Raw genomic sequence first — 14,680 nt, 5'->3', positions numbered from 1 at the left:
GGGGTCCGCAGTTCGGGGCTGGTCTCCTCGGCCAGCCGCCGCTGCACCCGACCTCCGCGACGCGCACGACCGCCTACGCCCCGGCCCTGGACCGGCACCTGCGGGGCCTCCGAGCCTGCGTATCGCGGCCGAACGCCGGACCGCGCTGGCCCCGCGTTCGGCCGCGTCGCATCCGCGGCCCGCTCCAGCGCGCGAAGATGACCGGGGCCCGAACGGTCGGTGAACCCTGCGGCAGCTCCTGACATCAGCGACATTCCTTGCGGCACAATGTGTCAGACTCGAAAGGTGAGGAAGAGCAGCGACCGTGAAACGTCCGCCTCCGGCATCGCCGAGGAGGCGCGCGCGTTCATCGAGAAGATGATCGAGTTCGGAGAGCGGTCCCGGCCGCTACGGCGCCTACTGGAGCCCGCCAGCATCCGCGTCGAGTCCCCCGGTGGCGAGGCGGCGGTCGTCGTCACCCTCGGCGGCGTGCTGATCTCCGTGGATTTCGGCGCGGGGCATGAGGACATGGACCAGCGCGAGCTCGCCGAGCTGCTTCTCGACGCCTACGACAGCGCCCTCGCCGAGGTCGAGCGGCGTCGGCTCGAGGGACCCGACAAGGCCGCCTGACCCTCGATGCACCGCCCGCTGGTAGCGAGATCAGCGACCGGCAACTCGCCAAGAAGGTGAGTCATCACCCAGAATTCAACACTTGCGGGCGACGGAAGCTGAGCAGGCATGGCCTTGCCAACGAAAACGTTGGCACGCTGTCGGCAAGGATCTGGCCGGCGACCGCTGGACAGAGCTGAACATAACTGGCGGCGAGGAGTCAGAGCCCGGCGGGCATTTCTCGAGACGAGGAGCGGGCAAACTCGGTCGTGGCGCTCGCCGGGGTGCTAGACAGCTTGCATGGGCACGTGCGGCGGGGCGGTGGACAAGCGCCGCGTGGGCGCCTTGGGCGCCGCCGCGGTGATCGCGCTGCCGGCCGTCGTGTTCGCGGCGCTGCTCGGGGTGTTCCGGGGCGGGCCGCCGAGCGAGGCCTGGCACGTCAGCGCCACCACGGTCGCGGGCTTCGAGTACGAGTGCGTCCTCGACGATCCCGAGACGGTGCGTTCGGGGCTGGCCGTGGACAACGGCTGGCGCGGCGCTCAGGCGGACAACGCCATCACCGTCTACCTGGGCGCCCGGGAGCGCGGCCTGGACGACCGGGCAGCGTTCGTCGGGCTCGTCGCCGCCTACCAGTCGAGCCGCCTGTACAACTACGCCAACTTCAACGTCGAGGAGAGCCTCGAGCACGATCACGACCGGGTCGGCGACACCGACGACGCGGTGGGCCTCTTCGGGCAGCGTCCGAGCGACGGTTGGGGCGCGGTCAGGAAGTTGATGAACCCCGAGTCCGCCGCCCGGGCGTTCTACGACCGCCTGACCGCCGTCGACGGCTGGGAGGATATGGCGCCGGCCGAGGCCGCCCAGGCGGTGCAGGGCGCCGCCTCTCCAGACGGCTACGACCGCTGGGAGGACTACGCGAGCCAGGCGATCGCGCGCTTCGCCGAGCGGGTCTCCTGCGTGCTGGCCGGGGGCGAATGGACGCATCCGGTGCCGGGCGCGCCGATCTGGTCGAGTTTTCGCACCGCGAACCGGCCCAACCACGACGGAGTCGACTTCGGCGCCGACACGGGCACCGAGATCCTCGCGGCCCGGGACGGGATCGTGGTGCGGGTCCGCTGCAACGCGACCCGGGACGGCGAGGAGTACTCGTGCGACGTCGACGGTTCGCCGGAGATCCGCGGGTGCGGCTGGTACGTCGACATCGAGCACGCCGACGCCACGGCGACGCGCTATTGCCACATGGTGTCCGAACCGCTCGTGGACGTCGGCGACGCGGTCAAAGGCGGGCAGGTCATCGGCCATGTCGGCAGCTCGGGCAACTCATCGGCGCCCCACCTGCACTTCGAGGTCCACACCGGCGTGGAGAGCCGGCATTCGGGCGAGCCGGTGGACCCGGTCCCGTTCATGCGCCGATTCGGCGTCGATCTGCGCGGGGGCGGCTGACTCGCGGCGTGGCCGCCCGCGCTTCACCGCCGAGGCGTCTCAGCCGGTGGCTCGAACGCCACGGAAGAGTCGCGGCGGGCCGGTCTTACTGAGCGCTGATCTGCCAGTACAGATTCGGGGGTTGCCGGTATTTGGCCGGAGAGTAGTGGGACCAAGCCGGCCCCAGTTGGATCATGCGATCCGGAATTCCCGCGTATTCGCAGCTCATGGGCTTGCAATCGCGCAGATTGGGATATTTAAGCAAAGTTCGAAGCATTGAGACCAATACAGCCCCGGCGATCCTGGGTTTATGCAGGTCAACAGGGCTTTGTTGGCGGAGGATGGGGGATTCGAACCCCCGACCGGTTTCATCCGGAACCCGCTTAGCAGGCGGGCGCACTAGGCCACTATGCGAATCCTCCGAGCCGTGGGAGCCATGAAACGGCCCTGGCACGTACCGAGAAATGAGCATACCGGCCCCGGTCCAGATCGGCGAGGCGGGTGCGGCCCGGTCAGAGCCAGCTCACGTGCGGCGCGACCAAGAGGTACCCCACGAAGGCCGCGATGTCGAGGATCGTGTGCGCCACCACCAGCGGGCCGGTCCGCTTCCAGCGCAAGAACACGAGGGTGAATACGGCCCCCATGACCGCGTTGCCGATGAAGCCGCCCAGGCCCTGGTACAGGTGATAGGTGCCGCGGAGCGCGGCGTGGGCGAGGACGATCGCCACCGGGCCCCAGGCGAGTTGCTGGAGGCGTGTCACCAGGTAGCCGACGCCGACCACCTCTTCAAGGACGGCGTTCTTCGCGGCGGCGAGGAGGAGGATCGGAACGGCCCACCACACGTCGTTGAGATTGGCGGCGGCGATCGTCACGTTCAAGCCGAGCGCACGGGCCGTGAAATACAGGCCCAGCCCGGGGATGCCGATCGCGGCGGCCAGAACCATGCCGCCGAGGACGTCGAAGCCCGGCCTGGTCTTGTCGAGCCCGATGAGACGGAACGGATTGCCGCGGTCCAGGGCCAGCAGGTGCAGCGCGAGGGCGACCGGGGCGAGCGCGAGGGCGAGGCTCACCAACTGCCGCGTCAGGTCCAGCAGGGGTCGCTCTGCTTCGGCTCGCGCGCTGTTCATCGCGACGGTGGCGTCGGCGAGCCCGCCTGGCTCGGTCAGGGTCGCCACGAAGCTCACGACGGCCCAGATCGCGGAGGCGCCCAGCGAGAGCGCCAGGACGATGACGATTTCGCGCCGGAGGACGGGAGCGGCGAGGGCCGAGTCGTTCGACATAAGGGCCAAGCCTGCCAGAGCCCCATGGGAATTCCCCCTGGTGGTCGCACCTCGTGTGCGACGGCGAACGCGCAGGCGAGCGCAGACTCAACGGTGTAAAGGCGAGGTGCTGTGAACCTCAACCCACTCGGCGACGCTCACCCTCACGGCACCTCGCTTTTTACGCGCACTTTTCCGGTCTGTCAGTCAGCTCCTTGACACTTTCGCTTCCGAGTCAGGTAAGGTTAGCCCAGCCTTACCTGAGAGGGGTCGCCAATGGGAGTCGCATGCGTGGAGGGCCTCACGTGCTGAGTGCCGCCGCCATCGATCTCCAGCGTCTTGAGCTGCGGGAGCTCGTACCGCAGCATCCTTCCTTCCCCGACCTGGCCGCGCCGCTGCGCAGCGCCGCCGACCACGTCGAACGCCACCACGGGCCCCAGCCGCTCATGGGCCTGCGCCCGTGGCTCGACGGCGACACCGTCGAGGGCACCGAGCTGCCCGGCTCGGCCCTGGCCGACGGCAGTCGCATCAAGGAGCTCCTGGCCGATTCGGCGCGCTTGTGGGGCGGCTCGCCGCACGCCTCGGCCGCGCTGGCGTGGAAGACCTACTGCTACTGGGTCGTCGTGCCGGCGGTCCTCGGCTACATCTCCGCGCGGCGCGTTCCGCTGCTGGAGGCCGACAACTTCGTCTTCACCATCGCCGACGGCGAGCCGATGTTCTCCGGCCGCCAGGTCAGCCCGCGGTTCCTCGGACTGCGGGACGACCCGTCGAGCGCTTCCCCCGGCGTCGAGCGTGTCGCCGACGACGCGGCCATGCTCGAGCGGATGCGCGAATCGGTGTTCGAACGCCACCTCGACCCGGTCCTCGAGGCCATCAGGGGCGAGGTGCGCATCGGGCGGCGCACCCTGATGGGCTCGCTGGCCTCGGGCATCGCCTATGCCACCGCCACCTGCTCCAGCGCCGGCCGCGAGCCCGCCGAGGTCGTCGCGAGGCGCCTGCTGGAGGCCTTCGACGTGGCCGAGCTGGTCGATGTGGCCACCGGCGAGGACGGCCGCCTGGTCTATCAGCGCCACACCTGCTGCCTGGCGTTCACCATCGACGGCTGCGGCACCTGCGCCACCTGCTGCGTGCAGACGGAGCAGCGCTGAGCGTTTGGTAGATTTGCGGTTGCCCGGAGGGGTCGCATAGTGGACTAGTGCAGCGGTCTTGAAAACCGCCAGGTCGGTAGCCCCGGCCTCGTGGGTTCGAATCCCACCCTCTCCGCCAGATACGCGTGAGCCGAGAAGAGGCTCGAGAAACGTAAGAGGACTCAGCACCCCGGCACGGTGCTGAGTCCAGGCACCTAGAGTATCTGAATGCCGCAACATGCTTCACTCTCGGGTCGGGATATTCACAAGATCGTTACCCTTGCACACCGGTGCACCGAGGTCGACGACATCGAACCGTTCAACGAGCAGACCACCCTCGCCATGCACCGGCCGGCCTCACCTGAGCTCAAGCATTTCGTTGTGCCCCATGACGAAACCATCATCGGATACGCCCAAGTCGAGGCCGTCGGGGACGGTGCGTCCGCCGAATTGGCGGTCGGTCCGGACCACCGGCGTCGCGGACTCGGCCGCGCGCTGCTCCGCGAGGTGATCGACTCACTTGAGGCACAGATCACGTCTGTGAAGGTCTGGGCGCACGGCGATCTGCCCGCGGCGTCCGCTTTGGCTACTTCGGAGGGTTTTATCCGAGATCGGGTGCTGTTCAAGCTGAGCCGTGACATGGAGGGCTTCGTGTGGCCCTCGGCGTGGCCGTCCCGGACGAGGGGCGACTGGCCTGTGGGCGACGGCCCGGCCCTGAACCTGCCCGAAGGCGTGTCGTTGCGCGCCTTCGAGGTCGGAGCAGACGAGCCGGAGTGGCTGCGGGTCAACGCCGCCGCGTTCGCGGACCATCCCGAGCAGGGCCGCTGGACGATGGAGGACCTGCGGGCCCGCCAGAGGGAGGCCTGGTTCGACCCCGAGGGACTCCTCGTCGCCGAGGACGCCGAAGGGCTGCTGGGCTTCCACTGGACGAAGGTCGAGGGCGGGGTCGGCGAGATCTACGTCCTCGGCGTCGACCCGCGCGCCCAGGGCACGGGCCTGGGAAAGGTGCTGACGCTGGCCGGCCTGGCGCACCTGGCGACGCGCGGCATCCGCCAGGTCGATCTGTACACCGACGAGTCGAACGCCCGGGCGGTCGAGCTGTACCGCTCGCTGGGCTTCGCGATCGTCCGCTCCGACGTCCAGTGGGCGAAGCGACCGGTGTGAGGCCTCAGAGGTGGCTGAGGGCCGCCGACGGGTAGCCCTCCTCGCCGGGCAGCACCAGGCGCGGGTGGTCGTCGTCGGCGCTCAGGCGCGGCAGGATCGGCGACATGTCGCGCTGCTCGGCGGAGGCGAAGACCTCGCCGACGGTGGAGAAGCGGCTCAGTTCGGCGAGCGTGGTGGCCTCGGGCATCGACATCTGCCCGCCGTACTGGCAGACGGCCTGCTCGGGGCCGACCCACGTCGCGTACTCCGGCTCGCGCACGCGGATGCGCGGCTGGAAGCCCTCGGCGAGGGTGGCGACGTAGATCCAGGCGTCGAAGCGGACCGGCTCGTACTCGGGGGTGATCCACCGCGACCAGGCGCGCTGGAGCGCCACCATCGCGCCGGTCTCCTCCTCGACCTCGCGCACGCCGGTCATCGCGACGTCGGGGTCGTCGGGCTTGTGCCGCCCGCCGGGGAAGCCGTAGCGGCTGCCGATCGAGAGGCGCTCGGCGCCGCCGAAGCCCGGCTCGGTGTCGGGCGACCAGCGGTCCTGCACCGACTCCAGCGTCCCGCGGTCGCCCTCGAAGACGACACCGAACGGCTCTTTCGCGGTGTGCCTCAGCAAGAAGACGCGCAGCGGCGCCTCTCTGAGCAGAACCACCGACGCGGCGCGCTCGGGTTCGGCGGGCGCTCCGCGCTCTCTGAGGCGGGCCCGGGCGCGGGCGGCGACCTTGCGGTCTACCGCCCGGAAGTCCCACTTCCCGTAGCGCTGGATGGACATAGCCCCACGCTATCCGAAGCGCGGGGCCAGGCCCAGTGCAATCCGCGAATCTAGAAGATCCAACTGATCGGGAAGTAGAACAGCGCCCCCACCAGTGCCGCGGTGGGGAAGGTGAGGATCCAGGCCATGACGATGGTGCGTGCCACGCCCCACCGGACGGCGCGCTTGCCGCCGGTCGATCCGACGCCCATGATCGAGGAGGTGATGATGTGCGTGGTGGAGATCGGCGCGCCGATGAGGGTGTTGGCGAACAGCACCGAGGAGGCCACCGTCTCGGCGGCGAAGCCCTGCGGGGGGTGCAGGTCGATGATCCGGCGCCCGAGGGTCTTGATGATCCGCCATCCGCCCTGGTAGGTACCGAGGGCCAGTGCGGCGGCCGACACGATGTAGACCCACTCGGGGATGGCGGTGGAGCTGTCCTGGTAGCCGCCGACGTAGAGGGCCAGGACGATGATGCCCATGGTCTTGGCGGCGTCCTGCATGCCGTGGCCGACGGCCATGGCGGCGGCCGAGACGCTCTGGGCGTGGCGGAAGCCGCGGTTGAGCTTGTCGGGGCGGCCGTTGCGGAAGATCCAGAAGACCGCGAGCATCACCAGGAAGCCGAGCGCGAAGCCGACGAGCGGGGAGACCACGGTCGGCAGGGCGACCTTCGTCAGGAAGCCCATCCACAACACGTCGGCGCCGCCGACGAGCCAGCTCGCGACGAGCGTCGATCCGGCGACGCCGCCGAGCAGTGAGTGGGAGGCGGAGATCGGCCAGCCGAACCACCAGGCGACGTAGTTCCAGCCGATGGAGCCGAGGACGCCGGCGATGACGATGATCAGGCCGGTCATGGAGACCGGGAGGTCGACCAGTCCGTCGGCGACGGTCTTGGCGACCGCGCCGCCGAGGTGGGCGCCGATGAAGTTGCCGACCGCGGCCATTGCCAGGGCGGTGCGGGGTTTGAGGGCCCTGGTGGAGATGGAGGTGGCGATGGCGTTGGCGGAGTCGTGGAAACCGTTGGTGTAGGCGAACAGCAGTGCCGCGCCGACCGCGACGAACACCGCTATGAGGTTAGCGTCCACGTCAGGATTCCTTGACGTACACGGCTTCGATCACGTTGCTGACGTGCTCGAAGGAGTCGCAGGCGGCTTCGAGTTCGTCGGCGACCTCTTTGAGCTTCATGACGGTCAGGGTCTCGTATTCACCGGAGTAGAGGCGCACGAGCAGCATGCGGTAGGCGCGGTCGCCGTCGTTCTCGAGGCGGTTGCACTCGACCCAGTACTCCTTCATCGAGGAGTTGAGGCCCTTGAGCTTGGGCATGTAATCGGCCAGGAGGTCGGCCTGGGCGTCGAGCACGGTGATCTGCTCGATCATCTCCCGGGGGATGGCGGGCAGCTCGGACAGGCCGTAGAGGTAGATGAGGTTCGCCGCGGCCTCGACGTGGTCGAGGACGTCGTCGAGTTTGCCGGCCAGCTGGTGCATGTCGTTGCGGTCCATCGGCGTCACGAAGGTGGAGTTGATCTTGTTGAACAGCCGGTGGGTGAGCGTGTCGTTGTCGTGTTCGACGTCGACGAGGCGCTCGGAGATCGATTGGAAGTCGGGCTTGTCGTCACCCAGTTCGGAGAGGATCGTGAGTCCGCGCTTGATGTTCCCTGCGGCCTCGGTGAAGAAGGCATAGAACGCGCCTTCTTGAGGTTTCAGCGAGAAACGCACTGGGCACCTCGATCTTTCAGTCGTCGGTATGTCCTCACTGTACCGATCTGGTAGCAGGAGGGGTGGAATTCGTCCAGCCGAAGGTAACATCAGGGTGAACAGAACCCAATAGCTCGCATGATGCTGTGTGCAGGTACACGTAACCGCTTTAAGCTGGGGTTACACATCAATTCACTATGAATTCACCAGTTGTTCACCTTTAGACGGCGGCCGATATCGGGCCCTCAATCGGTGGGGCCCTCCGCAAGTCGCCCGAGCGCACCGACGACGGCGTCGGACTTCGTCGTGTACCACATGGGCGGCAACGAATCTCGCAGAAATCGCCCGTAGGAGCGGCTGGTCTCCAACCGCGAGTCGAGGATCGCGACGACGCCGCGGTCGGTCGTGCGGCGGATCAGCCGCCCGGCCCCCTGCGCGAGTCGGATGGCCGCGGCCGGCACCGAGACCTCGCTGAAGCCCGAGCGCCCGTCCTTGTCGGCGGCCTCGGATCGGGCGGCGGTGAGCGGCTCGGTCGGGCGCGGGAACGGAATCCGGTCGACCACGACCAGACGGCACGTCATGCCCGGCACGTCGACGCCCTGCCACAGGCTCATGACGCCGAGCAGGCACGTCGACTCCTCCTCCTTGAAGCGCTTGACGAGGCTCCCGAGCGTCTCCTCGCCCTGGAGGAGGACGTCGAAGTCGACGTGGGACCGCAGCAGCTCGGCGGCGGCCTCGGCCGCGCGCTTGGAGGAGAACAGGCCGAGCGCCGCGCCCCGGCTGGCCTCGACCAGGCGCAGCAGCTCCTTGCCGGCCTCCTCGGACAGGCCCGAGGCCGTCGGCCGCGGCAGGCCGGAGGCGACGTAGAGGATGCCCTGCTTGCGGTAGTCGAACGGCGAACCGACGTCGAGCGAGTGCCAGTCCTCGCCCTCCTTCGGCAAGCCCAGGCCGCGGGCGACGGTGTCGAACTTCCCGCCGAGCGTGAGCGTGGCGGAGGTGGCGATGACGGTGCGCTCCTCGTAGAGGCGCTCGGAGAGCAGCCCGCCGACCGACAGCGGCGCGGCCACCAGCTGCGGGCCCTTCGGCTCGGACCAGATCACGTCCTCGGCCGACGGCGCGACGCAGCGCCCGGCGGTCGTCTGCGTTTCGGTGAGGCCCGCCTTCAGCTGCTGCGTGCTCAGCTGCTTCTTCGTCTCGGCGTCGAGGGTGCCCATCAGGGTGGTCGCCTTGACGCAGGCGCTGTTGATCAGATGGAGCGACTCGACGAGCGGCGCGGGCAGTTCCTCCGTGAAGCGGCGCTCCCCGGTCATGTTCAGGGCGTTCTCCAGCGCGTCGGCGGCCTCGCGCAGCTGCTCGGCCGCGTCGGCGTCGATCAGGCGCCGGCCGCGCTGGGCCAGCCAGCGCAGACGTGCGGGGCTCAACTCGGCCCGGGCCGCCGAGGTGACGCGGTCGACCAGTTCGTGCGCCTCGTCGACGATGAGGACGGTGTGCTCGGGCAGGACCGTGCGGCCGTGCATCATGTCGATCGACAGCAGCGCGTGGTTGGTGACGACGATGTCGGCCTCGCGGGCGCGTCCCCGGGCCAGTTCGGCGAAGCAGTCGGCGCCCTGCGGGCAGTTGTTCGCGCCGACGCATTCGGTGGCGGAGGTCGAGCCCTGGCGCCAGGCGCGGTCGCTCACGCCCGGATCGAGGTCGTCGCGGTCGCCGGTGTCGGTGTCGTTCGCCCACTCGAACAGCCGCTGCACCTGCTTGGCGAAGGACTTCTGCTGCCCGGCCCACTTGAGCTCCTCGGTGCCCTCGAGCGCGCCGTCGTCCTCGTCCTCCTCGCCTGAGAGCTTGCGCTTGCAGATGTAGTTGTGGCGGCCCTTGAGCAGCGCGAACGTGGGCTTGCGCCCGAGCACGGGCGCGACGGCCTCGACCAGGCGCGGCAGGTCAACCGCGACGAGCTGGTGCTGGAGCGCCAGGGTGGCGGTGGAGACGACGACCGTCTCGCCCGCCGCGAGCGCGGCGCACAGGTACGCCAGCGACTTGCCGGTGCCGGTGCCGGCCTGGACGAGCAGGTGGCGGCCCGAGGCGATCGTCTCGGCGACGGCCTCGGCCATCTGGCGCTGGCCCTCGCGGGGCTGCCCGCCGGGTGTGGCGGCGACGGCCGCGTCGAGGACTTCCAACGCTGTCGTCACGACGTCGCCACCGCTTCCTCTCCGGCGTCGGCTTCGGCCTCGCGCGCCTCGATCGCGCGCTGCCTGGCGTGGAAGCGGTTGAGGGCGAGGACCGTGCCGTTGACGATGGCCAGCAGCGGGACCGCGATGAGCGCGCCGACGATCCCGAACGCGAAGCCGCCGGCGGTGACGGCCAGGACGATCGCGAGCGGATGGAGTTTGACCGCTCGGCTCATGAGCACCGGCTGGAGGAGGTTCGACTCGATCTGCTGGACGGCCAGCACGATGCCGAGCACCAGCAGGGCGTTGACCAGGCCGTTGTCGGTGCCGACGAGGGCCACGACGACGGCGACCGCGCCCGAGACCGTGGCACCGACGATCGGCACGAAGGCGCCGAGGAACACCAGCGCCGCCAGCGGCAGGGCGAGCGGGATGTTGAGCAGCCACAGGCCCAGTCCGATGAAGACCGCGTCGACGGCCGCGACGATGATCATCATCCGCATGTACTGCACGAGCGTCTGCCAGCCTGCGCCACCGGCGTAGCGCAGCGGCTCGCGCGCGGCGCGGGGCGCCATGCCGGTCAGGAAGTGCCAGATCTTGTTCCCGTCGCGCATGAAGAAGTACGTGGTGAACAGCACCAGGAACAGGCCGGTGAAGAAGTAGCCGATGCCCGAGGCCGTCGAGCCGGCGATGTCCAGGCCGCTTTGGACGAGCGTGTCCTGGTTCTCGCGGAACCAGTCGCCGATATTGGCCTGGACATTGGCGAGTATCTCGGCCATGTCCTCGCCGTCGAGGCCGTACGGCCCGCGCTCCAGCCACTCCTGCGCCTGGTTCAGGCCCTGTGTGATCTGGTCGTAGAAGTCCTGGATGCCATCGATGAACTGCACCACCACGAAGGTGAGCACCGCGGCGACGACGGCGAGCCCGGCCACGAGCACGAGGATCGAGGCGAGGGACCGGTTCCAGCCGTGGCGGATCAGCGAGCCGGCCACGGGTTGGAGCATCGCCGCCAGCAGGAACGATACCGCCAGCGGGATGACCACGACCGCGACGTGGCTGAGCAGCCACAGCACGCCCCAGATGGCGACCGCGATGACCAGCAGGCGCCACGACCAGGCGGCGCCGACGGCCAGACCGACGGGGACGTAGCGGCGCTCTGGTGACGCGCCGTCCGCGGTCTCGGAGATCTCCGGGGGCGCGCCGTCCGCTGGGGGCATCGCCTCGTCGTCGGGGAGGTCGTCGTCAGACTGCTCGGCATGTCCGGCGCTCGGCTTGAGGCGCATGCCGATCCACAGTCGTCTCGCTCGTTCGGTGGTGCGGCGGAAGCGGCTCACGTTGTCTCCAAACGACACTAAATCACGGCTCCGCAAGCGTCGCCGCGGACGCGGGTGTGACGTCATCAGTACGGTACCGGTTCGATGCGACTCCGAACAGGCTGACCATGGCGTGGCCGAGCACAAAGCGGCGATGCTCACGCTGCGGGCCCGCCTCGAGCGGGCGGTAGGCTCCGATGTTGTGACCGATACACCGTTGGACTCAGCGACCGGGCTGCCGATCCGGCTGCTGCACGACCGGCTCCTGGTGCGACAGGACCCCGAGACCGAGCGCCGCTCCTCCGGCGGCATCGTCATCCCCGCCACCGCCGTCATGGGCCGGCGTCTGGCGTGGGCCGAGGCCGTCGGCGTCGGCCCGCTCGTGCGCTCCGTCGAGGCCGGCGACCGCGTGCTGTTCGACCCCGAGGAGAAGGCCGAGGTCGAACTCCAGGGCCACCTGTACATCCTCATGCGCGAGCGCGACATCCACGCCGTGGCCGCCAAGCGCGTCGACGACAGCGACACGGGGCTGTACCTCTGATGCGCGTCGCGGTCCTCGGACTCGGCCTCATCGGCGGCTCGGTCGCTCTGGCGCTCAGCGAGAAGATGCGCGGCACCGACCACGAGATCATCGGCTACGACCCCGACCCCGAGGTCCGCTCGGCCGCGGCCGAGCGGTTCACCGCGGCCGCCGACCCCGAGGAACTGCTCGACACCGACATCGCGGTCGTGGCGACACCGTACAAGCACATCGAGTCCGTCGCCCGGGACGTGCTGCCCGCCGGCGGCTACCGCGGGCTGATCACCGATGTGGCCTCCGTGAAGGCCACCGTCCGCCGGCGCTTCCGCGACCATCCCCGGTTCGTCGGCGGTCACCCCATGGCGGGCAAGGAGACGGCGGGGTTCGCCTCGGCCGAGCCCGGCCTGTTCACGGGGCGCACATGGGTGCTGTGCATCGAGGAGGAGACCGAGCTGCGCGACTGGGTGGCGCTGGCGCGCTTGTGGATCGGCGTCGGCGCGACCGTGGTGCCGACGACCGCCGCCGCCCACGACGCGGCCGTCGCGAAGTCCTCGCACCTCGAGCACCTCGTGGCCGCCGCGCTGACGGTGAACGCGGCCGACCCGCTGACCCGGACCCTGGGGGCCGGCTCGTTCCGGGACGCCACCCGCGTCGCCGCGAGCGCGCCCGACCTCGTCGAGGGCATGGTCGCCGGGAACCGGCTCGGGGTGCTCGAAGCGCTGCGCGGGTTCGACCAGGCTCTGAACACGGCCCGGACGGTGATCGCTCGCTCGGCGACGACCGATCTCCAAGGCCCGGACGGTCCCCTGCGGGGCTGGCTGTCGCAGGCGAGGGAACTGCGCGATTCGTGGCCTCCCGAGGCGGGTGAGGCGGAGCGGATCACGATCACCCGCGAGGGCCTGCTGGCGCTCGGCGAGGCGGGCGGTTGGGTGGAGTCCGTACAGGACAAGGAGGTCGCCACCGTCCGGCGGCCTCGCGTAAAGTCCACCTCATGAGAAAAATCGATCAGATCGCCGACAAGTACGTCGACGATGTCTTGGCGCTCAGCCCCATGACCGCGACCTACCTGGGCGTGTCCGGCTCCGATCACCTGCTCGACGACCTCTCTCCGGCCGGGAGCACCGAGCAGGCCGATCTGGCCCGCCGGGCGATCCGCGACGTCGAGGCGACCGAGCCTGTCGACGAGCGCGAGCGCATCGCCAAGGAGGCCATGCTCGAGCGGCTGCGGCTCCAAGTCGAGCGCTACGACGAGGGCGACACCTACCTCTCCCTGAACGTCCTGACCTCCGGCGTGCACGATGTGCGCCAGATCTTCGACCTCATGCCGACCGAGGGCGAGGAGGCGGCCGGGAACATCGCGCAGCGCCTCGCGGCGGTCACCGATGCGTTCACCCAGTACACCGAGACGCTGCGCGCCGAGGCCGCCGCCGGGCGCGTCGCGTCCAAGCGGCAGGTGCTCGAGGTCGCGAAGCACTGCGACAACTGGAACGGCGCGAACGGCGACGACTTCTGGGCCGGTCTGATCAACCGCGTCACGGTCGACGGCGAGCCGATCACCACGGGGAAGCTGAAGATCGACCTGGGCAACGGCGCCTCCTTGGCGCGGTGGGCCACGACGAAGTTCGCGAAGTTCCTGCGCGAGGAGCTCGCCCCGCAGGCACCTGAGAAGGACGCCGTGGGCCGCGACAGGTACTCGCGGGCCTCGCGGTACTTCATCGGCGCCGAGATCGACCTCGCCGAGACGTACGAGTGGGGCTGGACCGAGTTGGCGCGCATCGAGGGCGAGATGGCGGCCGTGGCCGAGGCCATCAAGCCGGGCGCGTCGCTGGAGGAGGCCATCGCCCACCTCGACGCCGACCCCGAGCAGAACGTCGCCGACAAGCACGCCTTCCGCGACTGGATGCAGGAACTGGCCGACCGCACCATCGCCGAGCTGGCCGACAAGCACTTCGACATCCCCGAGCCGATCCGGCGCATCGAGTGCATGATCGCGCCGACCGAGGACGGGGCGATCTACTACACCGGACCGAGCGAGGACTTCTCACGTCCCGGCCGGATGTGGTGGTCGGTGCCGAGCGGCCAGGAGATGTTCTCCAAGTGGCGCGAGGTCACCACCGTCTACCACGAGGGCGTCCCGGGACACCACCTCCAGATCGGACAGACGCAGGCGCGCTCCGAGCTGCTCAACCGCTTCCAGCGCACCATGGTCTTCTCCTCGGGCCACGCCGAGGGCTGGGCGTTGTACTCCGAGCGCCTCATGGACGAACTCGGCTACTACGACGAGGACCCGGCCGGCAGGCTCGGGATGCTCGACGGGCAGGCGTTCCGCGCCGCGCGCGTCGTCGTCGACATCGGACTGCACTGCGAGTTCGCGATCCCCGCCGACAACCCGTTCGGCTGGCGGCCGGGCGAGCAGTGGGACGCGGACAAGATGTTCGAGTTCATGCGCGCCCACTGCCGCATCGAGGACGACATGCTCCAGTTCGAGTGCAATCGCTACCTCGGCTGGGCCGGCCAGGCGCCGTCGTACAAGGTCGGCGAGCGACTGTGGATGGCCGCCCGCAACGATTACGCGGCCCGCAAAGGCGCCGACTTCAGCCTGAAGCAGTTCCACACCGACGCGCTCAACCTCGGTTCGATGGGCCTCGACCCCTTCGCCGAGGCGCTCGGACGCATCTGAGCGAGCCTGCGGCA

Annotated in this window: 13 protein-coding genes and 2 tRNA genes; 8 read left to right on the top strand and 7 right to left on the bottom strand. The window is 69.4% G+C overall.

Annotation, left to right across the window (positions count from 1 at the left end; all coding sequences use genetic code 11):
* Positions 1-285: 285 nt before the first annotated feature.
* Together ACYVK3_RS16540 and ACYVK3_RS16535 are read left to right on the top strand one after the other, a co-directional pair.
* Complete coding sequence (locus ACYVK3_RS16540; RefSeq protein WP_460498438.1) at positions 286-609, top strand: hypothetical protein; 324 nt, start codon at positions 286-288, stop codon at positions 607-609.
* Between the two features lie 279 nt (positions 610-888).
* Positions 889-2,031: a M23 family metallopeptidase gene (locus tag ACYVK3_RS16535; RefSeq protein WP_460498437.1), complete on the top strand. Its 1,143-nt coding sequence runs from the start codon at positions 889-891 to the stop codon at positions 2,029-2,031.
* 311 nt (positions 2,032-2,342) lie between these two features.
* Here ACYVK3_RS16535 and ACYVK3_RS16530 read toward each other — a convergent pair.
* Together ACYVK3_RS16530 and ACYVK3_RS16525 are read right to left on the bottom strand one after the other, a co-directional pair.
* A tRNA-Ser gene (locus ACYVK3_RS16530) sits at positions 2,343-2,432 on the bottom strand.
* Between the two features lie 90 nt (positions 2,433-2,522).
* Entirely contained in the window at positions 2,523-3,290 is a 768-nt protein-coding gene (locus tag ACYVK3_RS16525) for a CPBP family intramembrane glutamic endopeptidase (protein ID WP_460498436.1), read from the bottom strand.
* A 284-nt stretch (positions 3,291-3,574) separates the two neighbouring features.
* On the opposite strand from ACYVK3_RS16525, the gene ACYVK3_RS16520 reads away from it, so the two are divergent.
* The 3 genes from ACYVK3_RS16520 (at position 3,575) to mshD (ending at position 5,560) form a co-directional block, all read left to right on the top strand.
* Positions 3,575-4,417, top strand: coding sequence for an IucA/IucC family C-terminal-domain containing protein (locus tag ACYVK3_RS16520; protein ID WP_460498435.1), 843 nt, complete (start codon positions 3,575-3,577; stop codon positions 4,415-4,417).
* A gap of 25 nt (positions 4,418-4,442) precedes the next feature.
* Positions 4,443-4,535 (top strand) — tRNA-Ser (locus tag ACYVK3_RS16515).
* An 89-nt stretch (positions 4,536-4,624) separates the two neighbouring features.
* Entirely contained in the window at positions 4,625-5,560 is a 936-nt protein-coding gene (gene mshD / locus ACYVK3_RS16510; protein WP_460498434.1) for a GNAT family N-acetyltransferase, read from the top strand.
* Between the two features lie 4 nt (positions 5,561-5,564).
* Here the strand turns inward: mshD and ACYVK3_RS16505 are convergent, their stop codons facing one another.
* The 5 genes from ACYVK3_RS16505 to ACYVK3_RS16485 all read right to left on the bottom strand — a co-directional run bounded on the left by ACYVK3_RS16505 (position 5,565) and on the right by ACYVK3_RS16485 (position 11,487).
* Positions 5,565-6,320 carry an NUDIX hydrolase gene (locus ACYVK3_RS16505; protein WP_460498433.1) on the bottom strand — a complete coding sequence of 252 codons (756 nt, stop codon included), beginning with the start codon at positions 6,318-6,320 and terminating at the stop codon, positions 5,565-5,567.
* Positions 6,321-6,370: 50 nt separating this feature from the next.
* Entirely contained in the window at positions 6,371-7,384 is a 1,014-nt protein-coding gene (locus tag ACYVK3_RS16500) for an inorganic phosphate transporter (RefSeq protein ID WP_460498432.1), read from the bottom strand.
* A 1-nt stretch (position 7,385) separates the two neighbouring features.
* Positions 7,386-8,015 carry a DUF47 domain-containing protein gene (locus ACYVK3_RS16495; RefSeq protein ID WP_460498431.1) on the bottom strand — a complete coding sequence of 210 codons (630 nt, stop codon included), beginning with the start codon at positions 8,013-8,015 and terminating at the stop codon, positions 7,386-7,388.
* A gap of 224 nt (positions 8,016-8,239) precedes the next feature.
* Complete coding sequence (locus ACYVK3_RS16490; RefSeq protein WP_460498430.1) at positions 8,240-10,174, bottom strand: ATP-dependent DNA helicase; 1,935 nt, start codon at positions 10,172-10,174, stop codon at positions 8,240-8,242.
* Positions 10,171-11,487 (bottom strand): AI-2E family transporter, encoded by a 1,317-nt coding sequence (locus ACYVK3_RS16485; protein ID WP_460498429.1) that lies wholly within the window; start codon positions 11,485-11,487, stop codon positions 10,171-10,173. Before ACYVK3_RS16485 ends, ACYVK3_RS16490 begins: the two co-directional genes overlap by 4 nt.
* Before the next feature lie 181 nt (positions 11,488-11,668).
* On the opposite strand from ACYVK3_RS16485, the gene ACYVK3_RS16480 reads away from it, so the two are divergent.
* Genes ACYVK3_RS16480 through ACYVK3_RS16470 form a run of 3 tightly spaced genes read left to right on the top strand, consistent with a single transcriptional unit; the run spans position 11,669 to position 14,666 of the window.
* On the top strand, positions 11,669-12,007 hold the full coding sequence (locus ACYVK3_RS16480) for a GroES family chaperonin (protein WP_460498428.1): 339 nt from the start codon (positions 11,669-11,671) through the stop codon (positions 12,005-12,007).
* Positions 12,007-12,981: a prephenate dehydrogenase gene (locus ACYVK3_RS16475; protein WP_460498427.1), complete on the top strand. Its 975-nt coding sequence runs from the start codon at positions 12,007-12,009 to the stop codon at positions 12,979-12,981. The genes ACYVK3_RS16480 and ACYVK3_RS16475 overlap by 1 nt, the downstream gene beginning before the upstream one ends.
* Positions 12,978-14,666: a DUF885 domain-containing protein gene (locus ACYVK3_RS16470; protein WP_460498426.1), complete on the top strand. Its 1,689-nt coding sequence runs from the start codon at positions 12,978-12,980 to the stop codon at positions 14,664-14,666. Before ACYVK3_RS16475 ends, ACYVK3_RS16470 begins: the two co-directional genes overlap by 4 nt.
* The last annotated feature ends 14 nt before the right edge of the window (positions 14,667-14,680 follow it).

The organism is Glycomyces tarimensis, assembly GCF_054776215.1.
This window is presented reverse-complemented; position numbering and strand designations above follow the sequence as displayed.

Coding starts and splice junctions, on each gene's coding strand:
- ACYVK3_RS16525 (WP_460498436.1), bottom strand. CDS start 3,290: ATGTCGAACGACTCGGCCCTCGCCGCTCCCGTCCTCCGGCGCGAAATC.
- mshD (WP_460498434.1), top strand. CDS start 4,625: ATGCCGCAACATGCTTCACTCTCGGGTCGGGATATTCACAAGATCGTT.
- ACYVK3_RS16535 (WP_460498437.1), top strand. CDS start 889: ATGGGCACGTGCGGCGGGGCGGTGGACAAGCGCCGCGTGGGCGCCTTG.
- ACYVK3_RS16475 (WP_460498427.1), top strand. CDS start 12,007: ATGCGCGTCGCGGTCCTCGGACTCGGCCTCATCGGCGGCTCGGTCGCT.
- ACYVK3_RS16505 (WP_460498433.1), bottom strand. CDS start 6,320: ATGTCCATCCAGCGCTACGGGAAGTGGGACTTCCGGGCGGTAGACCGC.
- ACYVK3_RS16470 (WP_460498426.1), top strand. CDS start 12,978: ATGAGAAAAATCGATCAGATCGCCGACAAGTACGTCGACGATGTCTTG.